The 24,630-nt window shown below is 59.1% G+C and carries 22 protein-coding genes and 2 tRNA genes; 10 read left to right on the top strand and 14 right to left on the bottom strand.

Annotation, left to right across the window (positions count from 1 at the left end; all coding sequences use genetic code 11):
• Window positions 1-44: 44 nt before the first annotated feature.
• Both SJI03_RS12735 and SJI03_RS12730 read right to left on the bottom strand, forming a co-directional pair.
• Window positions 45-764 carry a hypothetical protein gene (locus tag SJI03_RS12735; RefSeq protein WP_099379534.1) on the bottom strand — a complete coding sequence of 240 codons (720 nt, stop codon included), beginning with the start codon at window positions 762-764 and terminating at the stop codon, window positions 45-47.
• Window positions 765-1,128: 364 nt separating this feature from the next.
• Window positions 1,129-2,133, bottom strand: coding sequence for a hypothetical protein (locus SJI03_RS12730; protein ID WP_099379535.1), 1,005 nt, complete (start codon window positions 2,131-2,133; stop codon window positions 1,129-1,131).
• Window positions 2,134-2,577: 444 nt separating this feature from the next.
• On the opposite strand from SJI03_RS12730, the gene SJI03_RS12725 reads away from it, so the two are divergent.
• The gene (locus SJI03_RS12725; RefSeq protein WP_322427423.1) at window positions 2,578-3,501 is read left to right on the top strand and encodes an AAA family ATPase; all 924 of its coding nucleotides are present in this window, start codon (window positions 2,578-2,580) and stop codon (window positions 3,499-3,501) included.
• Window positions 3,502-3,670: 169 nt separating this feature from the next.
• Here SJI03_RS12725 and SJI03_RS12720 read toward each other — a convergent pair whose 3' ends face one another.
• The 5 genes from SJI03_RS12720 to acs all read right to left on the bottom strand — a co-directional run bounded on the left by SJI03_RS12720 (window position 3,671) and on the right by acs (window position 9,820).
• Complete coding sequence (locus SJI03_RS12720) at window positions 3,671-3,871, bottom strand: helix-turn-helix transcriptional regulator (protein WP_099379536.1); 201 nt, start codon at window positions 3,869-3,871, stop codon at window positions 3,671-3,673.
• A 136-nt stretch (window positions 3,872-4,007) separates the two neighbouring features.
• A complete protein-coding gene (locus SJI03_RS12715; protein WP_099379537.1) occupies window positions 4,008-4,874 on the bottom strand; it encodes a phage integrase N-terminal domain-containing protein in 867 nt (288 codons plus the stop codon).
• A gap of 1,116 nt (window positions 4,875-5,990) precedes the next feature.
• Window positions 5,991-7,301 (bottom strand): tyrosine-type recombinase/integrase, encoded by a 1,311-nt coding sequence (locus SJI03_RS12710; RefSeq protein ID WP_099379538.1) that lies wholly within the window; start codon window positions 7,299-7,301, stop codon window positions 5,991-5,993.
• Between the two features lie 231 nt (window positions 7,302-7,532).
• Window positions 7,533-7,623 (bottom strand) — tRNA-Ser (locus SJI03_RS12705).
• A 190-nt stretch (window positions 7,624-7,813) separates the two neighbouring features.
• A complete protein-coding gene (gene acs, locus SJI03_RS12700; RefSeq protein ID WP_322427422.1) occupies window positions 7,814-9,820 on the bottom strand; it encodes an acetate--CoA ligase in 2,007 nt (668 codons plus the stop codon).
• 308 nt (window positions 9,821-10,128) lie between these two features.
• On the opposite strand from acs, the gene SJI03_RS12695 reads away from it, so the two are divergent.
• The 6 genes from SJI03_RS12695 to SJI03_RS12670 all read left to right on the top strand — a co-directional run bounded on the left by SJI03_RS12695 (window position 10,129) and on the right by SJI03_RS12670 (window position 14,298).
• Window positions 10,129-10,746: a YqhA family protein gene (locus tag SJI03_RS12695; RefSeq protein ID WP_035825234.1), complete on the top strand. Its 618-nt coding sequence runs from the start codon at window positions 10,129-10,131 to the stop codon at window positions 10,744-10,746.
• 77 nt (window positions 10,747-10,823) lie between these two features.
• The gene (locus tag SJI03_RS12690; RefSeq protein ID WP_086144995.1) at window positions 10,824-12,365 is read left to right on the top strand and encodes a fumarate hydratase; all 1,542 of its coding nucleotides are present in this window, start codon (window positions 10,824-10,826) and stop codon (window positions 12,363-12,365) included.
• Window positions 12,366-12,432: 67 nt separating this feature from the next.
• Entirely contained in the window at window positions 12,433-13,278 is an 846-nt protein-coding gene (gene murI / locus SJI03_RS12685) for a glutamate racemase (protein ID WP_322427421.1), read from the top strand.
• Window positions 13,279-13,420: 142 nt separating this feature from the next.
• Window positions 13,421-13,496, top strand: a tRNA-His gene (locus SJI03_RS12680).
• Window positions 13,497-13,702: 206 nt separating this feature from the next.
• Window positions 13,703-14,002 (top strand): type II toxin-antitoxin system RelE/ParE family toxin, encoded by a 300-nt coding sequence (locus SJI03_RS12675; protein WP_322427420.1) that lies wholly within the window; start codon window positions 13,703-13,705, stop codon window positions 14,000-14,002.
• Entirely contained in the window at window positions 14,002-14,298 is a 297-nt protein-coding gene (locus SJI03_RS12670; RefSeq protein WP_322427419.1) for an addiction module antidote protein, read from the top strand. The genes SJI03_RS12675 and SJI03_RS12670 overlap by 1 nt, the downstream gene beginning before the upstream one ends.
• Window positions 14,299-14,326: 28 nt before the next feature.
• On the opposite strand, the gene SJI03_RS12665 is transcribed toward SJI03_RS12670, so the two are convergent.
• Window positions 14,327-14,773 carry a response regulator gene (locus SJI03_RS12665; protein ID WP_099379542.1) on the bottom strand — a complete coding sequence of 149 codons (447 nt, stop codon included), beginning with the start codon at window positions 14,771-14,773 and terminating at the stop codon, window positions 14,327-14,329.
• A gap of 288 nt (window positions 14,774-15,061) precedes the next feature.
• On the opposite strand from SJI03_RS12665, the gene SJI03_RS12660 reads away from it, so the two are divergent.
• The 3 genes from SJI03_RS12660 to SJI03_RS12650 all read left to right on the top strand — a co-directional run bounded on the left by SJI03_RS12660 (window position 15,062) and on the right by SJI03_RS12650 (window position 18,841).
• Window positions 15,062-17,173, top strand: coding sequence for a TonB-dependent siderophore receptor (locus SJI03_RS12660; protein WP_322427418.1), 2,112 nt, complete (start codon window positions 15,062-15,064; stop codon window positions 17,171-17,173).
• A 299-nt stretch (window positions 17,174-17,472) separates the two neighbouring features.
• A complete protein-coding gene (locus SJI03_RS12655) occupies window positions 17,473-18,132 on the top strand; it encodes an FxDxF family PEP-CTERM protein (RefSeq protein WP_099379544.1) in 660 nt (219 codons plus the stop codon).
• 259 nt (window positions 18,133-18,391) lie between these two features.
• Window positions 18,392-18,841 (top strand): hypothetical protein, encoded by a 450-nt coding sequence (locus SJI03_RS12650; protein ID WP_322427417.1) that lies wholly within the window; start codon window positions 18,392-18,394, stop codon window positions 18,839-18,841.
• Between the two features lie 316 nt (window positions 18,842-19,157).
• Here SJI03_RS12650 and SJI03_RS12645 read toward each other — a convergent pair whose 3' ends face one another.
• From SJI03_RS12645 to dusA, 6 genes are all read right to left on the bottom strand, one after another.
• Window positions 19,158-19,520 (bottom strand): hypothetical protein, encoded by a 363-nt coding sequence (locus SJI03_RS12645; protein WP_322427416.1) that lies wholly within the window; start codon window positions 19,518-19,520, stop codon window positions 19,158-19,160.
• A gap of 150 nt (window positions 19,521-19,670) precedes the next feature.
• Entirely contained in the window at window positions 19,671-20,243 is a 573-nt protein-coding gene (locus SJI03_RS12640; protein ID WP_322427415.1) for a hypothetical protein, read from the bottom strand.
• A gap of 168 nt (window positions 20,244-20,411) precedes the next feature.
• Window positions 20,412-20,759: an energy transducer TonB gene (locus SJI03_RS12635; protein ID WP_233516259.1), complete on the bottom strand. Its 348-nt coding sequence runs from the start codon at window positions 20,757-20,759 to the stop codon at window positions 20,412-20,414.
• 60 nt (window positions 20,760-20,819) lie between these two features.
• On the bottom strand, window positions 20,820-22,559 hold the full coding sequence (locus SJI03_RS12630; protein ID WP_416208748.1) for a methyl-accepting chemotaxis protein: 1,740 nt from the start codon (window positions 22,557-22,559) through the stop codon (window positions 20,820-20,822).
• Between the two features lie 534 nt (window positions 22,560-23,093).
• Window positions 23,094-23,558, bottom strand: a complete 465-nt coding sequence (locus SJI03_RS12625; protein ID WP_322427413.1) for a hypothetical protein — start codon at window positions 23,556-23,558, stop codon at window positions 23,094-23,096.
• A complete protein-coding gene (gene dusA / locus SJI03_RS12620; RefSeq protein WP_322427412.1) occupies window positions 23,558-24,553 on the bottom strand; it encodes a tRNA dihydrouridine(20/20a) synthase DusA in 996 nt (331 codons plus the stop codon). The genes SJI03_RS12625 and dusA overlap by 1 nt, the downstream gene beginning before the upstream one ends.
• Window positions 24,554-24,630: the final 77 nt, after the last annotated feature.

The following is a 24,630-nucleotide window of genomic DNA, read 5'->3' as shown; positions in this document are numbered from 1 at the left end:
CCCGGACGTTCCAGACAAGAGGCTCGATTATTGCGCAGGCCCTGCTAGATAGCCTTCTCTGAGAGCCTTTTTGCTTTCTCTTCCTTGATTCTTTTGTGGAGCGAAACCAATGTATTGTAAATAGCACGCTGCGCGCCATCTTCATCAATATATCGAGCTTCCTCAAAGTAGGTCCCTTGCTTCACCATTTTCTTGAATAGTTCATCGCGTTGCGACTCCGGGATGCCAGCCTGCTCACATAATTCATCGAACGGGCTTGACGCTCCAGTGAGCGCAACGATTTCCGAGCCTCGCAACGGCGCTTCAAGCATCACCTCCCCTTGCCCATCTGTAAAGTTGAAAAGGGCGTAGGCATGCTCACCAGACCGATCGCGGTAGGACTCGGCGGCAATCCGAAAAGCCTCACACTCCCAAAGGGCAGACACGTTCAATACAACCTCGGATGGTTCCGGACGATGTCGAAAAATCGCGCCCGAGACAGCCCCCGGCATGAACTTTCCGTTGAAGCGCTCAGCAAACTGACGTTTTGTCGTCCAGCTTACCAAACCTTCACCCTTGCTATCCGCCAAGATAATCTCGGCCAGCTCGCCCTTGTGGAGGAATCGCTTCCGATAGCAGACCTCAGCAACCGACCTGAACTCCATGGGCAGTTGCGCCGCGCATGACTGAAGGTTCGCTGCGAGCGTTGAGCGCAGGACCCTGTCATCGCGCCAGCCTTTTTGCCAGGCGCCCAATGCATCGAAGAGTTTGTCGGTGAAGGTCATCGAATTCCTTAATAAAAAGCGTTGTATGAAGCGGACGGCCCAACGACGTAGGCCGGCCAATGAAACAATCCAGCATTCGGCAAATTTAAAATATGCGTTCACGAAATATCGCCGGGTGGCCCCTGAACAAAATCTAGCTGGATTGAGGTCAGCGATTGCTTTCGGCATGCCACGGCGATGCTGGCAAAGGTCTTGCAAGAACTACGCAGCCAGCAAGAGACTATCACTAGAGCAGATCACGGCAGGCAGAGCGAGCAGAGTCAATCGTCATGGCTGCTCATGGTGTTCAACAAAATTTGTGAAGGACGCTCATCACATCGGAGGCGTGTCCAAAGTCGCCGCGATGGTGAAACAGCCCTCGAAACTACGTTTCCGTGTCGGCTGCAGCCACGTTGACGGCAGGCGACCTAAACGCAACCGTTCCATCCTGATTACGAGGCTTTTCAAATTTTGGATTGTTGAGAACTATCACCCGATATCCCATCCTCTCCGGCGATTCATCAACAATTTGATATTTGCTGCCAACCACACGTTGCATATAGGGGATAGTGTCGAACTCACTCAAACTGATATTGAGCTCGCCGGGAATGAGCAAGCAAGCTGTTGAGGTGATATATTCAATTTGGTTTTTTTGGCTTCGCAAAACGCAGTGGACGTTCGCCAATCCGTTGTGCGAGCGAAAGGACTCAATAACGAAAAACTCCTTGGCCTGGACAGGAGCAGCCAACTGGTTCATAGCGTCCGGAGGATAAAACGTTCCATCTGGCTGATGGATGCCAATGATGAAATCCACGCCATAACAATCCCGGTAGCGTTGATTGTCATTGTAAGTATGGGCAAGGGCACGAATAGCAATCAACGAGACGCCATTTTCCAATGTCCTTCGAAGCTCGGCTAGAATTTTTTCGGAGTGGTCGACACGAACTGCGACCAATGGGCCGACCACAATCGGGACTCCCGTTTGGCCTTTGCTGACGATGCCGCCAACCATTGATGCCGCCGCCGGGAAAGCCCCCCAGCAAACATCCAAATAAATCACAAGATTTTCCGGAAGTGTTTTGAAATGGTCTCTGAATAAGTCTAGGCTGATCCTTTCGCCATTTCCAGCGATTAACTCGGTTCCTGTCCTCTCCTCTCCGTGCGCGCGTATGACCAACAAGTTGACCACGTTCTCCGCCGAATCATGCGCCTCTTTCCCGAATAAGTGGCGAACGGCCTGCGTGAGCGCCGGACCAAATTGAGCGCTTCCTTCAAAGGAAAAGCGCGCATTCATTTCGTCGCTTGTTTTCCTCGGACGACCTTTTGGTTCAAAGTCCTTCTGTTCGACAATTGCGCACCGTATCATTTTGCCCCTTTCTGGATTGAACATCACTACGACTGACTCAACGCATGGCTGAGCAGCTCGTGCAGAAACTTGCAGCAATCCGCGCCCTCCGGCGCTCCAACGAAGGCCATGCATCGGTCATCGTCGTCCATTCGTGCTTTGGCCCCGCCCAAGGCAGCTTGCTTCTTGGTAGCCAATGTGCGGCGCTCAATAATTGTTGCGCAAAAGCACGACTATAAACTACTATTGTTTAAAAATAAATTTAAACTTCATGCCTCGCGTGACACGCTCGCGATGCTATCGCAGGCAATGAACACACTAAGGAGCAGCATGGCGTCTTTGAAGCGAGATTTCGAGCAGTTCGTGGCATGGCTCCATCGGCCAGAAACACAAGCCCCGCAAGACGTTCGCCGCTTGGCCAACCTTGCGCTCAGCCAGTTTGATGGCCTGGCGCAGACATAGCGCCAACGCAGTCAGCGCTCCCTCTATTTGGTCGACTACGCGCGCAAATCGTGGGCGCAGACACCCGACGGGCCACCGGACATCCAACAAGCGGTAGCCGATGGCGCATGGCCGTGGCGCCGATTGCGGAGCTTGACGCTCGGCCCGTTCCGAGGCTTCCGAACGCCCGAACCGTTCGACCTTCAAAAGAGAGTGATCCTATTCTATGGGCCCAACGGGAGTGGCAAAACCAGCTTCTGCGAAGGCTTGGAATATGCCCTGTTGGGCTCAGTGGAGGAAGCAGACACCAAACGCATCGAAGCTCGCGTCTACTTGACCAATACGCACGCGCGCCGATTCGATCCGCCAGCTCTTCGAGCGACCAGCCACGATAATCGAGAGGTGCCCGTCGCAGCCAACATTGACACCTTCCGATTCTGCTTCATAGAGAAAAATCGCATCGACGCGTTCTCCCGAATAGCGGCCAAGCCACCGGGCCAACGGACGGAGTTGATCGCCACGCTATTCGGCATGGAGAAATTCAACGAGTTCGTGGGTCATTTCAACGAGTCCATCGACCAGCAACTCACGCTGACCGGCGCCAAGCAACTTGCGTTGACGGGAAAACGAACCGCTCTGGCCTCCGACCAAGCCACGGTCAATGGCGAGGCGCAAACCTTGCTGGACCTGGCGAACGATGAGGAAGCGCTCGCTCTTACACATTCCGAGGGAAAGACTTACGCCGGACTCAAAGCGCTCATTGGATCGGCCGATGCGCCAGGCCGTCTGCAGGAGCTGGAAGGCATCCTCAACGCCGTGTCGCCCGCTGTCGTTGGTTTGACGCGCCTGGAGCTTTTAAATGGCTTTGAAGCGGCCCGCACGGAGCAAGCCGCGCTCGATGGCGTCGCCGCCAAGCTCCAAGCCCGCAGCAGCCACCGCCAGGGTCAGATCCGCCATTCGGACACAGACTGATGCATTGGACGCCGTAAAAGCATACTCAGTAGATACCTAATTAGAACCACGAACGCGCGGTGCTGCCGCGCAGCGGTAGCAGTTGGACGATTCGGGGAGGGCCGGTAGGCCCACCCCGTGACGTTTTACGAGGTGGGGCGCTTCTAATTCAGCCACTATTAACTCCCACTCAAGCGATTCCACGCCTAGCGTCAATACAGCGTTGTTGCCATTGAGCGATCTCCTCTGCATCCCAGGCGACGGACTTGGGGCCGATGGGAATCGGCGCTGGTAACACACCCGCCTTCACCTTGCGCCAGATTGTGGCGCGGGACCAGCCGGTAGCCTCGATGACCGCAGGCAAGCGGAGGAATTTTTTAGTCGTGGTCATACGATTCTCCTTCGATTGATGAACAGCAAACAATGGAGAGTCATGCCGACTCTCCGCGATCATTCCGGCAGCCCCAGGGCTGCCGCTTGTGCATCTCGTCTATTCCATGCGCTACAGCCCTCATACCAGCGGGCGGTCATCTGCCCAGATAGATGGAAGTGACCTGCTCACGTCCATGTCCCATCTCCGTCGAAATCTTCAGCCGCGCAGCTTGATCTGCGAGTTTTTGCGAAGCATCCAGCTGTCTGGAGGTCGCGCCGCCACTGGCTGGACTAGGTCGGCCAGTCAACTCGGCATAGCGCCGCTGCGCGTACTCATGGCGCAGCCCATGCACGCCATGGATACCCGCCTTGTCGCACTGCGCACGAAAGCGGTTCAACTGGTCCCGATAGCGCAACTGCGCCGGAATCAAGCTGCCTTTGCCCGCCAGCACCTTGGCCGCATCAAGTACGGCGCGCTGCTGCATGGTGGCAATCGGCACCTCCCGGTATTTGCCACCCTTGGTCCAGCTATCCTGCAGCCGCAGGATGTTCCCGCCATCGGCCCATCCCGGCTTGATCTTGATGCTTTCCTCGCGCCGCAAACCAAACGCCGCCTGCAGTTGCAGGGACATGCGCGTACAAGGATCGTTCACGCGGGCGAGCGTGTCGGCGTCGAGCACCTTCGCCTTCGAGACATTGGTGACAAACACCCGCTCCGCGATGCCGTATTCGCCGTTGGTGCGCGCAATGATGTTCTCCTTGCCGATCTTCTCGGCCCACCAGCGCAGGGCGCTCATGCGATTCTTGATCGTTCCGGTACTGACGCCATCCTGCTTCCACTTGTCGAGCAGCGCCGCCACATGCTTTGGTTTCAGGCTGTCCACGCTCATATGCTGGAAGCCCCGCTCCGCCAGGTCGTTGGCGCACAGGTTTAATAGGCGCTCGCGGTCGGCCTGCGTCGCAAAGCTGCCATCCCGGTTGCGGTGACACAGTTGCTTGAGCTGGTAGTTCAGGTCGCGCATGGCAAAGTCATCCCTTCGATCTTGGGTTTCCACATCGATGTTGCGTGGTGTAATCCTGTCTGGTAAGTGTTTCTGGCCACCCTCACTGCCTCGGCAGAAAAGGTTGAATCAAGGGCCTCGGGACACCACTCCCGTGTATGCGGTTGCTGTTACTGCCTGCCCGCGCCGCATGCGCGTGTGGCACCGCTGCGCGCTCCCGGGGGAAGCTGCCGCAGCGGGGACCAATCACCCAGGGTCCATGGAGTGCACATCGTGCACGGATCAACTTCTACTAATCAGCCCGTAGCGGGCAAAGGAAATCGCAAGGCTAGCCTGCGATGAAGAGGCATCTGGCCTCGTCACTGAGCACCGTCACGCGGACGCTCTGTGCTTGCCGCCTGGGCCTATGCCGTCGGCGGCGCGTCGTCACTGGCAGCACGCCGCCAGTAACGACGCGCGCACGTAGCCATGGCATGTGACGGCATACATGCCAGCATCGCACTCGCGGTGACGATACTGGCGGCTCTGAAGCACATGCGCTGGCGGCGGCCGCGATGGCATCGCATCGCTGGCATTTCTGCTGACGGTGCGGCTTGCGGCAAAGCCATGCTGTGCTTCATAGGGTGCGCTACCTCGCGGGGTATGCGAACCAATCGGGGCAGGAGTCTTGCTCCTGTTTGAAGAAGCGCCCACCGGGCGCAATCATCCAGGCAATCCGTCTTGCGGATTGTGGGATATGTAGGCGCTGAAGGCAGCGCTTTATCGTGCCGAGATGTGCATGCTTCTGCATGGCCCGGCGATATATCTAGCAGAAACTGCTATGTATCATGGTGGCGGGTAACGACCGCAACGCCTATGCCGCTAAGCATAGGGACATGCTCGAAGCATGCCCTCGTGGGAGCGATTCCCACATAAGAGAGCTTCATTCTATGCCTGATATTGACGTTTGCAAGCGGTTCGTTTCGTCAAGTGCGCTTTTCGTAGTACACAGATTTGCGACCGGCGCGGACTGGGCTGGTGTTACTGGCATTGACCGGTAGCGTTGCAGCCCGGACAAAGGCTCAAATTGCTAGTTTATGCAATTTTTCCTTGGGGGCGGCTTGCTTGATAAGCGCATCCGTGAGGCGCAATACATACTCAGACATGGTGCCCTCCTGTTCCGCCATCCCGGCTGAATTCGCCGCTGACCAGCGTTAATCTGGGCGTCTGCGGCGGCGCTCCCTTGCCGCTGACGGCATCGATATAGTCGGCCCAATCCTGCATCATCCGGCGCCGTTCCGCCAGGAACTGGGCGCGGTCATAGGCGCTGGCCACCTTGTCCTTCGGCGCATGTGCAAGTTGCCGGTCCACGACTTCATGCCGGTAGCCCAGGCGCTCCTTGATGGTGCTCATGGCCAGCGCCCGGAAGCCGTGACCGGTCATCTTGCCCTTGTATCCCATGCGTCCAAGCGCCACCAGTATCGTGTTATTGCTGATCGGTTTTTCGTGGTCGCGCTGATTCGGGAACAGGTACTTGCTGCGGCCCGTAATCGCGTGCAGTTCGCGCAGCAGCTCCAGCGCCTGGCGCGACAGGCAAACGTGATGGTTGGTCATATCCGGATTGACGGTCAGCTTGCCGCGCTTCATGCGCTGCCATGGAATGATCCACTCGCCGCGCTCCAGGTCGATTTCACTCCAGGGCGTCTCGATCAACTCGCTGGTGCGCACAAAGCACAGCAGCATCAGACGCAGCGCAATGCGGGTCGGCGCGAACATGCGTGCTTCGTTGCGGTCCAGAATGGTGAGAAACTGCGGCAGTTCGTCGGCATTGATGGCGGCGAAGTGTCCGGCGCGGACGGTCTTCAACACATCCTTCATATCGGTGACCAGATTACTCTCTGTGAATCCGCATTGAATCGCGTAGCTGAAAATTGACGCACATACCGCTTTCTGGCGATGGGCGATTTCGCTTGCGCCGCGCTCCTCGATCTTGCGCAGTGCAGCGATTACATCGAGGTGCTTGAGTTCATCGATGGGCCTGCGGCCGATGGCCGGGAAGATATCTGCCTCCAGCCGTTGCAGGACGTTCTTGGCGGTGCGCTCGCTCCAGGTCGGCACCTTGTTGGCGTGCCACTCGCGGGCAATCTTTTCAAATGTGTTGGCGGCGCGCTCTTTCAACAGTCGTTTGGCGTCGTCGCGATGCTTGGCCGGGTCGATCCCTTGCAGCACCAGGCGCCGCGCTGCCAAGCGCTTTTCACGCGCATCCTGCAACGTAATTTCCGGATAAGGACCAAACGTCAGTGCGTTCTCCTTGCCGTTGGCCTGGCGAAACTTCCAGCGCCAGATGCGAGACCCGCTCGGCATGACTTCTACGAACAGGCCGCCGCCGTCGGATAGCTTGTATGGTTTATCCTTTGGTTTGGCGTTTTTGACCTGAAGTTCGGACAGCGGTACGATGAGCTTTGCCATGGTGGCCTCCTTCGCAAATGCGTCTGAAACCACTATAGGACAGTTATGCGGGAATGGTAGTCAAGGATGGGGGAATGCGGCCCGACGCCTTCCCTCAAAAAAGTTAGACGTACTGAAACGTCTTGGCACATTTCGAGACGCCGAAAAACGAAAAAACCGCTTAGAATCAAGGCTCTAAGCGGTTTTTGAGGGACTTCCTGAGACGTCCTGATCTTACTTAATTACTATCCGTGGCGGAGAGAGGGGGATTCGAACCCCCGATAGAGTATTACCCTATACACGCTTTCCAGGCGTGCGCCTTCAGCCGCTCAGCCATCTCTCCTGAAGGCAATGCGCGCGTCTTGCTTGCTCACATTGTGTACTGCATATCGCTTGTCGCGAAGCCGCAGATTATAGCAAAGAATCCACGGACTGCCAAAGTTATTTACCCAGGGGTAAAAGTTTGGCCCGGCCCGGCGGAAGGATGCGCCCCGGTGGCGCGCACTCCCCTTCCGCAGGGGCTGGCAGCTCTATTACGACGCTTCCTTCAACTGATCCAGGATGGCCGGGTTTTCCAGGGTCGATACGTCTTGCGTGATCGTCTCGCCCTTGGCCAGCACGCGCAGCAGGCGGCGCATGATTTTGCCGGAGCGGGTTTTTGGCAGGTTGTCACCGAAACGGATTTCCTTCGGTTTCGCGATCGGGCCAATTTCCTTGCCGACCCAGTTGCGCAGCTCCAGCGCCAGCTTCTTGGCTTCCTCGCCGGTCGGACGCGCTTGCTTCAGCACCACAAAGGCGCAGATCGATTCGCCGGTCGTGTCGTCCGGACGGCCCACCACGGCCGCCTCGGCCACCAGCGGGTTGGCCACCAGGGCCGATTCGATTTCCATCGTGCCCATGCGGTGGCCCGACACGTTCAGCACGTCATCGATGCGGCCCGTGATCGTGAAGTAGCCCGTGTCCTTGTTGCGGATGGCGCCGTCGCCTGCCAGGTACATCTTGCCGCCCAGTTCTTCCGGGAAATAGCTGGACTTGAAACGCTCGGGGTTGTTCCAGATCGTGCGGATCATCGATGGCCATGGGCGTTTCACCACCAGAATGCCGCCCTGGCCGTTCGGCACGTCCTGGCCCGCTTCGTCGACGATGGCGGCCATGATGCCCGGCAATGGCAGGGTGCAGGAACCTGGCACCATCGGCGTGGCGCCTGGCAATGGGGTGATCATGTGACCGCCCGTTTCCGTTTGCCAGAAGGTGTCGACGATCGGGCATTTCTCGCCGCCGATGTTTTTGTAGTACCACATCCACGCTTCTGGATTGATCGGCTCGCCGACCGTGCCCAGCAGGCGCAAGCTGGTCAGGTCGTAGTTGCTTGGATGGACTTTCGGGTCCACGTCAGCGGCCTTGATCAGCGAACGGATGGCCGTCGGCGCCGTGTAGAAGATGCTGACGTTGTGCTTCTTGATGGTTTCCCAGAAACGGCCCGCGTTCGGATAGGTCGGGATGCCTTCGAACACCACTTGCGTGGCGCCCACGGCCATCGGGCCATACGCGATGTAGCTGTGGCCCGTCACCCAGCCGATGTCGGCCGTGCACCAGAATACGTCGTCCGGCTTGATGTCGAAGCTCCACTTCATCGTCAGCGCGGCCCACAGCAGGTAGCCGCCGCTCGAATGCTGCACGCCCTTCGGCGTGCCCGTCGAACCCGAGGTGTACAAGATAAACAATGGATGCTCGGCATCGACCCATTCCGGCTCGCATTGCGCCGACTGGCCTTCGACCAGGTCGTGCAGCCATGTGTCGCGGCCGGCCACCATCGGCAAGTCGCTGCCCGTGCGTTTGTAGACGATGACGTTTTTCACGCAGTCGCAACCGCCCAGCGCCAACGCTTCGTCGACGATGGATTTCAATGGCAGCTTCTTGCCACCGCGCAATTGTTCGTCGCCCGTGATGACGGCCACGGCGCCCGCGTCGATGATGCGTTCCTGCAGCGATTTCGCCGAGAAGCCGCCGAACACGACGGAGTGCGTGGCGCCGATGCGCGCGCAGGCTTGCATTGCGGCAACGCCTTCGACGGACATCGACATATAGATGATCACGCGGTCGCCCTTGGCGATGCCCTTGGCCTTCAGGCCATTGGCAAACTTGCAGACTTTTTCGTGCAGCTCTTTATATGTTGCCTTGGTAACGGTGCCGTCGTCCGCTTCGAAGATGATGGCCGTCTTGTCGCCCAGGCCATTTTCGATATTGCGGTCCAGGCAGTTGTACGACACGTTCAGCTGGCCGTCTTCGAACCATTTGTAGAATGGCGCGTTGTCTTCGTTCAGGGTGCGGGTGAACGGCTTTTTCCAGCTCAGGTTTTCGCGCGCCAGCTTGGCCCAGAAGCCTTCGTAGTCGCGTTCGGCGTCGGCCACCATGGCGCGGTAGGCGTCCATGCCGGAAATCGTTGCCTGTGCGGCAAACGCTGCCGATGGGTCAAATACGCGCGACTCTCCTGGTCCCTGCTGTTCCGTGCCCTGCCCTTGGTTTTCTGTAGCGCTCATGCTTGTCTCCAGTGTAGTAATTGTTTGCTAACACGATAGGCCCCATGTCTTACGGACGCCTTACATGTCGCGTTTATGCAGCGATTTACCCCTATCAAGGCTAACCATAAGCGCCTTCGGCAACAGGAGTCAAGGGGACGCCGTACAGTATTTTCACTGGGAAAATGCACGCTGCACCGAAGGTTCAATACCACTTCGTGTTTCATCAAACCTAATAATCAGAAGCAAGGCCATGCGCAGTAATCAGCAGCAAGTGTAAAATGTCGGGCATACCAAAAATTGGTATTTACTCCCCCAGGAAACCCCACATGATCGACCACCTACCACCGTCATCCAAACATACCAAGCTGCACCCGCTGTCCTCCTTCATCTTCATGTCGCGCTGGCTGCAGTTGCCGCTGTACCTGGGCCTGATCCTCGCACAATGCGTGTATGTCTTCCATTTCTGGGTGGAATTGTCCGACCTGATCGGCGCCGTGTTCGGCAATGATGCAGCCCTGCAGCACGTGCTGACGGCCGTTGCCGTGCCGGGCAGCGCCCTGCCGACCAAGCTGAACGAAGCGACCATCATGCTGGTGGTATTAGGCCTGATCGACGTGGTGATGATTTCGAACCTGCTGATCATGGTCATTATTGGCGGCTACGAAACCTTCGTTTCGCGCATGCACCTCGATGACCACCCAGACCAGCCGGAATGGTTGTCGCACGTCAATGCGTCCGTGCTGAAGACGAAACTGGCGATGGCCATCATCGGCATCTCGTCCATCCACCTGTTGAAGACATTTATCAATGCCAATTCCTACAAGATGGAAGTGATCATTGCGCAAACGGTAATCCACATGGTCTTCATCATTTCGGCCATGGCCATTGCGTACACCGACCGCATCATGACGGTGACGCAGAACCAAGCCAGGGCGCCTCACTAAGTTCTGGCGCTCCTATACTGATTAGTAACAGCAAACAGCATCAAAGTCTTACCCTTCTTATCCACCGCGAGAACACCATGACTGTCATAAAGCAAGAAGACCTGATCGAATCCGTCGCCGCAGCGTTGCAGTACATTAGCTACTACCACCCTGCTGATTACATCGAGCACCTGGCGCGCGCTTACGCGGCCGAGCAAAGCCCGGCGGCAAAAGATGCGATCGCGCAAATCCTGACCAACTCGCGCATGTGCGCGGAAGGCAAGCGTCCTATCTGCCAGGACACGGGTATCGTCAACGTCTTCCTGAAAATCGGCATGGGCGTGCGCTTCGAGGGCTTCAGCGGCACCGTCACCGACGCCGTCAACGAAGGCGTGCGCCGCGCATACAACTTCGACGACAACAAGCTGCGCGCCTCCATCGTGGCCGACCCGCATTTCGACCGCAAGAACACCAAGGACAACACGCCAGCCGTCGTGCACATGGAATTGGTCGAAGGCAATACCGTCGACGTGAAAGTGGCAGCCAAGGGCGGCGGCTCGGAAAACAAATCCAAGATGATCATGATGAATCCGTCCGATTCGCTGGTGGACTGGGTCATGAAAACCGTGCCAACCATGGGCGCCGGCTGGTGCCCGCCTGGCATGCTGGGTATCGGCATCGGCGGCACGGCCGAGAAAGCCATGCTGATGGCCAAGGAAGTGTTGATGGAAGACATCGACATGTTTGAGCTGAAACAACGCGGCCCGCAGAACAAGCTGGAAGAATTGCGTATCGAGCTGTGCGACAAGATCAACTCGCTGGGCATCGGCGCGCAAGGCCTGGGTGGCCTGACGACCGTGCTCGACGTGAAAATCATGATGCACCCGACGCACGCCGCGTCGAAGCCTGTCGCCATGATCCCGAACTGCGCCGCCACGCGCCACGGCCACTTCGTGCTCGACGGCTCGGGCCCTGCCTACATGACGCCGCCATCGCTGTCGTCGTGGCCGGAAGTGCACTGGACGCCGGACACGGAAAAATCCAAGCGCGTCGACCTGAATACCCTGACGAAAGAAGAAGTCGCTTCGTGGACGCCGGGGCAGACCTTGCTGTTGAACGGCAAGATGCTGACGGGCCGCGACGCAGCGCACAAGCGCATCCAGGACATGCTGGCCAAGGGCGAAGAATTGCCGGTCGATTTCAAGAACCGCGTGATCTACTACGTCGGCCCGGTCGACCCGGTGCGCGACGAAGCCGTCGGCCCGGCCGGTCCGACGACCGCCACGCGCATGGATAAATTCACCGACATGATGCTGGAAAAAACGGGTCTGATCGCCATGATCGGCAAGGCCGAGCGCGGCCCGGTCGCCATCGAATCGATCCAGAAGCACCAGTCGGCCTACCTGATGGCTGTCGGCGGCGCCGCCTACCTGGTGTCAAAAGCCATCAAACACGCCAAGGTGCTGGGCTTTGCCGACATGGGCATGGAAGCGATCTACGAATTCGACGTGGTCGACATGCCGGTGACGGTGGCCGTGGATGCGAAAGGCACTTCGGTGCACAACACGGGTCCGAAAGAGTGGCAGGCGAAGATCGAGCAACTCAATAGCGTCAGCAAGATTCCCGTGACGGTTGCTTAAACAAGCTCTACCATGGACGCCGCGCGGCAACATCAGCGCGGCGTTTTTTTATCTTCAACGGTTCCCTATGACTTTTACTGCAAGCACAGCCCGCCCAGACGCGCCCATCGGCATTTTTGACTCCGGCGTGGGTGGCCTCTCGGTGCTGCGCCATATCCGCGCGCAGCTGCCGCAGGAAGACCTGATTTACTTTGCCGATTCCGCCCATGCGCCGTATGGCGACAAGACGGAACAGCAAGTGGTCGACCGTTCGCTGGCGATCACCGCCTTTTTATTGCAGCAAGGCGCGAAGGCACTGGTGGTGGCGTGCAACACGGCCACCATCGCCGCCATCAAGGCGCTGCGCGCGCGCTATCCCGACTTGCCCATCGTCGGCGTCGAACCGGGCCTGAAACCGGCGGCAAGCATCAGCCGCAATGGCAAGATCGCCGTGCTGGCCACGGAACGCGCCTTGCGCGGCGACAAGCTGCTGGCCCTGCGCGAACAGGTGAGCGCCGCCACGGGCGCCACGTTCATCTTGCAGCCCTGCATCGGCCTGGCCGACCGCATCGAACAGTGCGAGCTGGGCCACGACCCGCTGGACGCCACCAGCGCCATGCTGGAACGCTACATCGCCCCCATGCTGGCGCAAGGCGTCGACACCCTGGTGCTCGGCTGCACCCACTACCCCTTCGTGCAGGACGCCATCGAACGCACGGTACGCGCGCATACGCAAGAACCCATCACCCTGGTTGACACCGGGGAAGCCGTGGCACGCCAGCTGGCCCGTCTGCTCGACGCGGCCGGCTTGCGCCGCATCAACAATGACGTGCCACGACTGCAGGGCTACACGACGGCCAAAGTCGACTCCCTGGCGCAAGCCTTCGCCGGCTTGCTGGACTTGCAGCCGCCTGTCGAACACCTGTCCGTGTAAGCGGCGTGAGCAAAAGCGACCGTTTTCATGCAATCTTTCGATTCTTTAAAAAAGACTGCATTTAGATTTGCCACTTTGCCGAGTTCTTTGTATAATTCGGCACCTGTTCAGCAAAACAGCTAAACAGGCAAGTAAGACAGTGGTGGCTGTAGCTCAGTTGGTAGAGTCCAGGATTGTGATTCCTGTTGTCGTGGGTTCGAGCCCCATCAGCCACCCCACAGAATTAGCAGTAAATAAATAGGGTTACATGCTTCGGCTTGTAACCCTTTTTTCATTCCCGCGCAGATGCATGAGGCAACATCAGCCCTCCCCCTTCCGCCACATGACAGGCGAATGCATCAGCGAACGAAACTGGTCGGTGCACAACAATGAAACTTGATGCATACGCTTGATTTATCGTATCCCAAAGAATACACTTGTATGCGTGAAAAGCATCCATACCACAGCCACGTTCGATGCCTGGTTCAGCGAGCTGAAGGATCGGAAAGCTTTTTTCCGCATCCTGGCCCGCATTGATCGCGCCGAAGATGGCAACTTTGGCGATTGCAAACCTGTCGGTGGCGGCGTTTCGGAAATGCGAATTGATTGTGGTCCCGGTTACCGCGTTTATTTCACCCAGCGTGGTATGGAAATAATCATCCTGCTCGCTGGCGGCGACAAATCAACGCAAGCGAAAGATATCAAAACGGCGCAGCGGCTCGCGCAGACACTCCAGGAGGTCTGATGGTACAAAAACTCAGCAAGTGGGATAGCGCGCAGCACCTCAAAACCGAAGAGGATATCGTCGCCTACTTTGAAGCTTGCCTGGAAGAAGCCGGCGACGACGCATCCTTCATCGCCAAAGCGCTCGGCAACATTGCCAAGGTGCGCGGCATGACGCAGCTAGCCAAAGATACCGGACTGGGACGGGAAAGCTTGTACAAGGCCTTGTCCGGCGAAGGCAATCCAAGCTTCGACACCATTTTGAAGGTGACGCATGCACTCGGCTTGCAGTTCCGCGCCGCAGCACTGAACATCTGACCACCCATCAGCCAGGGCAGCGGAAAACCTACCCCGCCAGCACCGACTGCACCGTCGTCGCCAGGTCTTCCAGCCGCACGGGCTTGACGAGGAAGTGGCGGAAGCCTACGGCCAGCGCGTCGTCCATGTACATGGGCAGGCTGTGGCCGGTGACGGCGATCAGCACGGCGTTGGCCGTTTCGGGATGGTGGTGCAGGCGGCGGCCGATTTCGATGCCGCTGATGCCGGGCATTTCGATGTCGAGGTAGACGGCGTCGGGCACGCACAGCTTGACTTGCTCGACGGCCATCTGCCAGTTGCGCACCACCACGGCGTGGTGGCCCAGCGCTTCGAGCAGCATGGCCAGCGATTCGCCCACTTCCTGGTTGTCGTCGACCACCAGCAAGTTGAGCTTGCGCGCCGCAGTGACTGGCTTGTCGCCCTGGCGGCGTTCCACGGGGGGATTGCCTGGTGTCGTTTCAGTTGTCTGGCTCATTGTACGTTCACATCTGACGGCTGCAAAAACGCGAGTATACAAGAAGCGCGCGCAATGCCGCCGCACCCGAGCAATGGTGCCTAGCAGCAATCGAAGCCGCCCGCTGTACCGCGCCAGCAACACTTCCCCGCTCTCTCTCGGCGAAAGCCGGCCCTACGCAGTTTGCGCAATTGACGGATAAAATGAGAATCATTATCATTACCATCCCCTTGCGCTGGATGTCCACGCCACGATGTTGTCGCGCCGCCCGATTGCCCGCGCAAACATTATCATTACGGAGATCCATGCATGGCTGCCACACATTTCACATTGCCCTTTTCGCTGCGCCCGTGCGCGCTGGCCATCGCCCTCGCCTGCCTGAACGCACCCATCGCCGCGCAGGCACAGCAAGCCAATACTGCCGATAACGCAGGTCCCATCCTGGAATCCATCCAGGTCAGCAGCAACCTGCTGGGCACCAGCATGGCCGCCAGCACGAAAAATTTTGCCGGCGCGCGCACGGTAGTGCAAAAGGACGACATCGAGAACTCGGGCGCGACCAGCCTCAGCGACGTGATGCGCCGCATTCCCGGCGTGCAGATCAGCGACAACTCGGGCAGCGCCGGCAGCGCCATCTCCCTGAATATCGGCGTGCGCGGCCTGGCCGGACGCTATTCGCCGCGCAGCACGGTGTTGCTCGATGGCATCCCGATGTCGGTGGCGCCATATGGCCAGCCGCAACTGTCGTTCGCGCCCGTCAGCCTGGCCAATGTCGAGACGGTCGACGTGGTGCGCGGCGGCGGCGCCGTGCGCTTCGGTCCGCAAAACGTGGGCGGCATCATCAACTTCAAGACGCGCCGCGTGCCCACCACGGCAGGCATCACGGGCGACGCCACCGTGCGCTACAACTCGTACAGCGAAGTGGGCCACAACACGCAGGCCAGCGTCTTTGCCGGCACCCAGCTCGATAGCGGCCTGGGCCTGGCGGTGCTGTACTCGGGCATTCGCGGCAGCGACTGGCGCGTGGGCAGCGATGAAAAGGTCAACGACTTCGCCCTCAAATTCCGCTACGACCTGAGCCCGACGGCCGAGGTGTACGCCAAGCTGTCCTACTACGACGTGACGTCGCGCACGCCGGGCGGCCTGACCGCCGCGCAATACAAGCAGGACCCGTTCCAGAACACGCGCCCGACAGACTTCTGGAGCGGCGAGCGCAAGGCCTTCGACATCGGCTACCTGAACGCCCTGTCCAGCACGCAGGAATTCGAGGTGCGCGCCTATTACAACAAGAGTTCGCGCGAAAGCACCCTGATCAACGCCGGCCGCACGGGCCTGGGCCGCCAGCCGCGCAACTATGAAACGACGGCCATCGAGCCGCGCTACACGCAGCGCTTCATCACGGGCAAGGTATCGCAGGACGTCACCGTCGGCTACCGCTACCTGGTCGAACGGGCCGATGAAAGCATCTACAACGTCGTCATCGCCAGCGGCGTGCAGCAGGCGCCGACGCGCTTCGCCGACAATTCGACCGATGCGCAAGCCGTGTATATCGATGACAAGATCGCCATCGACGCGTGGCGCATCACGCCGGGCGTGCGCTACGAACACATCAAGACGGTGCGCTTCAACCACTTGCCGACCGACCAAAAGATCGAGTTGCTCAACAACAAGGCCCTGCCCTCGCTGAACGTGGCCTACTTGCTCAACAATAATGTAACCCTGTTCGGCAACTACAACAGCTCGTTTGGCGCCGTGCAAAATACGCAGCTCAATGCGCAATCGAGCAAGAACCCGCTGCAGCCGGAACTGGCCAAGACGGCCGAGCTGGGCGCGCGCTGGAAGAGCGGCCAGTTGTCGGCCGAGGCGACCTTGTTCAACATCAAGTTCGACAACCAGATCCAGTCCGTCGGCAGCGGCGAAAACGTCGTCTTCTACAACGTGGGTGCCACGCACCACCGGGGCCTGGAATCGGCCATCGATTACCACTTCGACCAGTCCGGCCCGCTGGCCGGCTTGAATGCCTACGCCACCTACACCTACACCAAGGCGACCTTGCAGGATGGTGTGAACGCGGGCAATGACGTGCCCTTCTATTCGCGCACCACGGACACCGTCGGCGCCCACTACCAGCTGGGCGCCTGGGGCTTCGACCTGTCGAGCAGCCACCAGAGCCGCCAGTTCGCCGATGAAGCCAACACTGTGGCGGAAAACGCGGCAGGCAGCCTGGGCGTGATTCCCGGCTTCCGTACCTGGAACACGCAAGTGAAATGGAAAGTACCGGGCCAGAACGGCCTGGAACTGGTCGCCGGCGTCAACAACCTCGCCGACAAGCGCTACTTCACGCGCACCTCGGACGGCAATCTGGGCAAGCTGGTGGGCGCGCCGCGCATGGTCTACCTGCAGGGCCGCCTGGCATTCTGATCCGGCAGCGCGCCTGGTGCGCGCCCCCTGTAAAAACCTGCACCGTTGTGTTTTCGATGCAGGTTTTTTTTCGCCCCTGATGTCACAAAGATGCTGTGATGCAAGCAGAAGCATGGCCGCGCCCCCGTGGAAGGCCGCGCAATTAGTTCACAGCGGAAATTATTTTCATTTTAAACACAAATGATTTCACAATTACAAAATTTTTAGCGAAAAACTTCTACTTCCGGTGAGTTTTAGTGATATTCTTTAATATCATTTAGGAAATTAAATTAATCATTAGATAAGAAAACGGACCTTACATGAACATGCCTGCCACCTTCTTCAAGATCGCCGCACTCACCTCCCTGATCACTGCCGGCGCCGCCAATGCCGCGACCGAACTGGTCATCAACGGCAGCTTCGAAAGCAACGCCATCAGCACGCCGTTCGCGCAATTGAGCGCCGTAACGGGCTGGACCTCGTCCGTCAGCGGCAACACGGCCTTTGAAATCCAGAAGGGTGCCACGCAAGGCGGCCAGAGCGGTTTCAACCCCGTCGCCGCTGCTGGCACGCAATACCTGGAACTCAATGCCGAGCGCCTGACCTCCGTCTCGCAATCGATCGCCACCACGGCCGGCGGCACGTATGCACTGTCGTTCGCCTACTCGGGCCGCCCGAATACGCCAGGCGGCGCGAGCAGCCTGATGAACGTCTACTGGGGTTCGACCCTGCTGACGCCAACGGCCCTGGTCGGCACCACCACCGGCGTGTGGCAAACTTACAGCCAGAACGTGACGGCGCTCGGCTCGTCGAGCCTGCTGCGCTTCGAATCGATCGGCCCCGTCTCCGCGCCGACCTATGGTTCCTACCTGGATAATGTCTCGGTGATGGCTGCCGTGCCGGAACCGGAAACCTACGCCATGATGCTGCTGGGCCTGGGTTTGCTGGGTTTCGTGGCGCGCCGCAAGAACGCCGCCTGAGCCTGACCTAGCATCGCGCATCAGCCGCCCCGCCGCCATGGCCGGGCGGCTTTTTTCACGGCCAAAACGGGAGCATAATTTTCAGGAAATGTTGCCAAGAAGAATTAAATTGACGCTACAATAGCGGGGTATCAAGCAATGCCAAGCATCGCTCCGCCAGGGCCCCTACCCCGCCCTGATCATCAGCACGCATTTTTTGAACAGGATGACTGGCGCTGCCGGGCCCGATTGCGCTCCCGGCATGGCCACCACATGCACCATGTCCGCAGAAAAAACCATTACCGAAACGAGTTCCTACGGCAAGGAAACGCCCGTGGGACGTCCCGACGTCGACGGCCGCGCCGGCATTTTCGTGCCCACGGCGGAATTTGACATCAACAACACCACCACCATCCGCAAGGGCGCGGGCATTGTCGGCTTCGGCAACCTCGATGGCACCCTGACCGTGTATTTCGAAGCGAACCGCTTCGACGAAAGCAATCTGTACAAATGGGAACACAAGGCGCGCAAGGCGTATGACCGCATGGTCATGGGCGCGCCCACGGTGTCGAAGGCGAAAATCGATGCGCGCATGCTGGAACAAATCGGCATCATCGATGGCATGGGCATCAACCTCAAGCATCCGGAACGCCTGACGCACTGGCTGGCGATCTCGAACGTGCCGGATACAGCGCCGGAAGAGCCTGTCGTGCGCTGGAAAAACCGCTAAGCGGCGCAGAGCGAGGCGGGGCGCCAGGCACGAGGTGTTGTCCTACACGGTGGCGGACATTCATCCGATGCCCAAAGGCATCAACTCATCCTATGATGAAAGCCTGACCACATTTCACACCACTCAGGAGTACGACATGTCCCGCCTCATCCCGATCAGCTTTGGCGCCTTGCAAATAGGTCTGGCAGCGGCGGCGATGTATATCCTGTGCTCGGCGGACGTACTGCACCAGGGTTCGGTCTATTTCCACTAGTAAAATGACAAAGCCGGGCAAGCAACGCTTGTCCGGCTTTGTCCTGCACGCAAGCACAATATACTAGCGGCGGCCGTGGTAACGGCCATGCCCGCCCCAACCGCCGCGGTGTCCACCGTAGCGCCCAAAGCCGAACATGAAGTCCAGCCCGATCGATACGGGCGGATTGTAATAATACGGTTGCGGCGCGTAGACGGGCGCCGGCACATACACGGGCTGCTGCACGTAGACGGGTTCATTCGTGTATTCCACGCGCGGTGCGCTCATCACGCGGCTCGACTGCACCGGCTCGGACGAGACCGTATGCCAGTCGTATGGATTGTAGGCTCCCTGCGGCGCGCGCGAACCGTAATACGCAGGACCGGGGGGCGCCACGACGCAGCCACCCAGGGCGGCCAGCGAGATTACTGCCAACAGGGTTTTCATCGCAATTCTCCTAATGTGTACTACCTTAATTAAGTACTATAAGAAATTACGCGGTGCTTTGCTGTGCTTTTACCGATTGTTACACGCCGACGCACGCTGCAACATGAAATGTCGCAAGGCCGCCACAAACGGCCCGCATGGCATGTTTCTTCAAATAAACGGAACCGCGCAGGTATCGATGGCCTTGCCGGCCGCATCGTAGCGCTGCACGCACACCTGGTAGCGCACGCCGTAATCGAGCTCGACCTGCTCGACCTTTCCATACTTCAATTTCCAGCTGGATTGCACCTGTTGCCGGCCAGCCAGCGCGGCCACATCCTGCGGAATCGCCATCGCCGTTTGCGTTTCTCCCTGGCGTGCATCCTGCCGCCGCGCCACGTCAATGGCCACGCTCACGGCCAGATCGATGCCGCCGTCCGCATAGCTCAGCGTGGGCGCGCCGCGCTGTGCCCGCATCACGCCCCAGGCGCAAGGCTTGCCGCCCGCTTCGCATTGCTTCAGCTGCGCCAGCGGAAAATATTCAGGAGCAATCTTGCCATCCTTGATCGGCCAGCTGGTGCGCACGCCATCGCGCTTACCCGTCAGGGGATTGTCCCAGCTCAGGCTATTCACGACGGCCACTGTCTGCCCCGCCTGCAAGCCCACGGGCGTGCCCAGCGAGGCGCAGGCGGAAAGCAGCAAGCCGCTGGCGGCCAGGAAGGAAAGTGTCAGGATGCGCTGCATGGTAGGCCTCTTGTAATGGGAGATCCCGAAGGTATGTTTCGAGGGTAACAGAATCGGCGGCGACAGTGCCGTTGGCTGGCGCACATAACAGTACGGGCGGCACCCTTGCAGGCGCCGCCCGTAGCGGAGTCGGCCATGCCGGGAGCCAGGCTCCCGGCGATACGTGGATCAGTCCAGCTTCCAGGCGTAATCGACTTTGGTCCAGGTTTGCGCCGCGGCGCCATCCTTCGTGCCCGGCTTGAACTTGCATGCGGACAGGGCCTTGATGGCGGCCTTGTCCAGGTTCTTGAAGCCGCTGCTCTTGTCGACTTTCGAATCGGCAACGCTACCATCGGCATTGACCAGGAAGGACATCGACACGGTGCCCTGCTCTTCGTTCATCAGCGAGGCTTTCGGATAGTCGGCCTTGCAGTTCTTGGCATCGAACGATGCCGGTACCTCGGCCGCGAAGGCGGCGGAAGAAACGGACACCAGCAAGGCTGCTGCAACACTCATCAAACGCTTATTCTCAAACATGTGCTTCCCCATGATTATCAGATACGGTAATTACAACTTCCTGTGCGCTGTTGGCCGCGCTTAAAACTCTTCCCACTCGTCATTGCTGCCGGCGCCTGCCGCCTTGCGTGGCGCTGCAGCCGCCACTGGAGCGGCCGCTTCGGTCTTGCGTGTCAGCGACTTGACCGGACGCAATGCCGGTGCCGGCTTGCGCACGGCAACGGGTGCGGCGGCAACAGGGGCCGGCACATACGCCGCCGGCTTCTCTTCGCCTTCGACCAGTTTGAAGATGCTGACCACGTGGGCCAGTTCGGCCGCCTGGTCCTGCAAGCTTTGCGCCGCGGCGGCTGCCTGTTCGACCAGGGCCGCATTTTGCTGCGTCATGCCATCCATCTCGATGATCGACAGGTTGACCTGTTCGATGCCGGCACTTTGTTCCTGGCTGGCACTGGCAATCTCGCTCATGATGTCGGTGACGCGGCGCACGCTGTCGACCACTTCGCCCATCGTCACGCCAGCCTGGCCGACCAGACGCGTACCGCGTTCCGTCTTCTCGGCCGAATCGTCGATGAGGATCTTGATTTCTTTCGCCGCGCCAGCGGAGCGCTGGGCCAGATTGCGCACTTCCGACGCCACCACGGCAAAGCCGCGGCCTTGTTCGCCGGCACGTGCCGCTTCCACAGCTGCGTTCAGCGCCAGGATGTTGGTCTGGAAGGCGATGCCATCGATCACGCCGATGATGTCGACAATCTTCTTCGCCGATTCATTGATCGAGCTCATGGTGTCAACCACTTGCGACACCACGGAGCCGCCCTTCAGGGCCACGTCCGAAGCGGTGGCGGCCAGCTTGTTGGCTTCACGCGCATTGTCCGCATTCTGTTTCACGGTCGAGGTCAGCTCTTCCATGGCCGACGCCGTTTTTTCCAGCGCGCTGGCCTGCATTTCCGTGCGCGACGACAGGTCGATATTGCCGTCGGCAATTTCGCGCGAGGCCGTGCCGATGGTTTCCGTACCGACACGCACCTGGCCGACGATGCCCACCAGGCTGTTGCGCATTTCCTTCATTTCCGCCAGCAGGCTGGACGTATCGGAAGGCTGCGTGTGGATGCCGATCGACAGGTCGCCATTGGCGATGCTGCCGGCGATCGATGCCGTGTAGTCAGGCTCGCCGCCCAGCTGTTTCAGCAAGCCGCGGGTAATCACCAGTGCCGCCGCCACGCCCATCGCCACGGCCAGTACGCCGAGGATGATCATGAACAGGCGCGCGCTGTCGAAGGCCTTGCGGGCGTCCGATTGCATCTGCTCGTTAAGCTTGTCTTCCAGCACGGCCAGTTGCTCCAGCGCTTCCATCCATTTTTTCTGTACCGGGCGGATTTCCTTGATCATCACGCGCGTGGCGCCTTCCGCATCGTTGGCCATCCACAGCGCGGACGCCTTGGCGATGGCTGGCATGGCGGCCGCTTCGTATTCCTTGATCGAGGTCAGCAGGGCTTTTTCTTCAGGAGTCGACTCGACGGCGAATTTCTCTTCGAGCTTCTTCTGCGTTTCCTGATAGGTACTGGTCTGCGTCTTGATACGCGCCATTTCAGGTTCCATATCGCCCGCGTCAGTCATCAGGGTCAGAATGCGCAGCGAGGTGATGCGGTCGCTGACGTTGCCACGCATGTCGATCACCAGGCGGGTGACGACGTTGTTGACATTGATCACGTGATCGAGACGTTCCTGGATTTGCGCCATGCGCGCGATGCCGAGGACGGTCACGGCCACCAGCAGAACCAGTACCAGGGCGAAACCCAGGCCCAGGCGGGTACCAACCTTCATTTTTGCTAAATTCATTTCGGCTCTTCGTAAATGAAACTATTGATAAGGATTTTTGCCCGGCACGACAAGACGAAGGCTGCGCAACACCGGCATCCGCCCTTACCCATTGGTATGCTGGCGGTCTCCGGCCGCACGCAGCCTGGGATACTTCCTGATCTACAACAGCCCTGAAAACGCCAGTGACTGCGAATGCAAATTTGTTCCACATACTGAATTTTTGACACCGATGATGCGAGATCAACATCAAACATTCATATGAGAAATATTTGTCTATAATCAATTATAGGTGTAAATTTTGCCTCAAAGCAAGCAATAAGTACTTGAATAAATGGCTGATTAACTTTCTTCGGGGAAATGGCAACAACGCCGTTTCTTGCCCCATAGAAATGCCCCACGACAGTGCGGGCGTGCGCCGAAACAGCGCATTTACAACACATGGCGTAGCCATATTGCATCGTTTTTGGAGAGGTACTCAGAGGAGGGGGTAGTGCGGACAATACCAATGCGCAAGGGCACCGGTATAGACAAGTTGGATTAGCGGTCCCAGCTGCAACGCATCACATAGGCGTGGCCGTCTGTGCCGAAGACAAAGATGCTCCAGATGGCACCCAATCGACCAGCCAGGCTGCCCTGACTCGATGACACCAATTGATACCAGTGCGGCTCGCTACCGAACATTTCGGCCAGTTCGGCCTCGAAACCATCATATAAACGGGCGTCGAGCGGCTCGCGGTCCGCCTCGCTCATCGGCAGCAGGCGCTCGAGCAGCCACTGGCGCGGCGTGCACAAGGCGCCGCTGCAGTCCATGCTCTCGATCGGCTGCAGGCGCATGCCATCCGGCTGCAGCTTCAGCGTGCGGCACAGCGCGTCGAGCGATGCCTGCGGCGCGACGGGCCCCAGATACTCGCACAGAAACAGGCTGCCATCATCCTTCAATGCTGTGACGGCCTGCAGGTAGCCATGCAACTGCTGTGCATGGACGTGGACGTCGCCGCGCATCAGGCAGGCAGCGACAAGCGCGCCGCCGCTTCCAGCAGCAGGCGCGGATCACCCGACGCCAGCTTCTTGGAATCGGACAAGGTCTGGCGGAAGCCGCGCGCGCCGGGCAGGTTTTGCATCAGGCCCAGCATGTGGCGCGTGACGCTGTTCAGTTTCAAGCGCCCCGCTTCCTTCTCCAGCTGCGCGCTGATGTACGGAATCATCGCTTCGAGCACCTGATCGCGCGTTTTGACAGGCGTGTCGTCGCCGTAATAGCGCTGGTCGAACTGCGCCATCACATACGGGTTGTGGTACGCCTCGCGGCCCAGCATGACGCCATCGAGGTGCTGCAGGTGCAGGTCGATTTCATCCAGCGTCTTGATGCCGCCGTTGATAATGAACTCGAATTGCGGAAAATCACGCTTCAAGCGGTAGGCATAGTCATACTTCAGGGGCGGCACTTCGCGGTTTTCCTTCGGGCTCAGGCCTTTCAGGATGGCATTGCGCGCATGCACGATAAACGTCTTGCAGCCGGCGTCGGCCACGGTGCCGACGAAATCGCGCACGAAGTCATACGATTCGCTGTCATCGATGCCGATGCGGTGTTTCACTGTGACGTCGATGTCGACCACGTCGCGCATGGCTTTCACGCAGTCGGCCACCAGCTGCGGCTCGGCCATCAGGCAGGCGCCGAATGCACCCTTTTGCACGCGCTCGGAGGGGCAACCGCAATTGAGGTTGACCTCGTCGTAGCCCCACTGCTGGCCCAGCTTGGCGCTGGTGGCCAGATCCTTCGGATCGCTGCCGCCCAGCTGCAGCGCCACCGGATGCTCTTCCTCGTTGAAGCGCAAATGGCGCTCCACGTCGCCGTAGACCAGCGCGCCCGTCGTCACCATCTCGGTGTAGAGCCAGGTATGGCGCGTGATTTCGCGGTGGAACTTGCGGCAATGGCGGTCGGTCCAGTCCATCATCGGGGCGACGGACAGGCGGCGGGAAGGCAAAGAAGAGGAAGTCATGGTGTCTACAAAAAACAGGAGCTGCAAATGACAAACCCGCTGCGCGCCTCACCGGTGAAGGAAAGGCGGAGCAACGG

This window comes from Janthinobacterium sp. GMG1 (genome assembly GCF_034427795.1).
Classification (GTDB): Bacteria; Pseudomonadota; Gammaproteobacteria; order Burkholderiales; family Burkholderiaceae_D; genus Janthinobacterium.
This window is presented reverse-complemented; position numbering and strand designations above follow the sequence as displayed.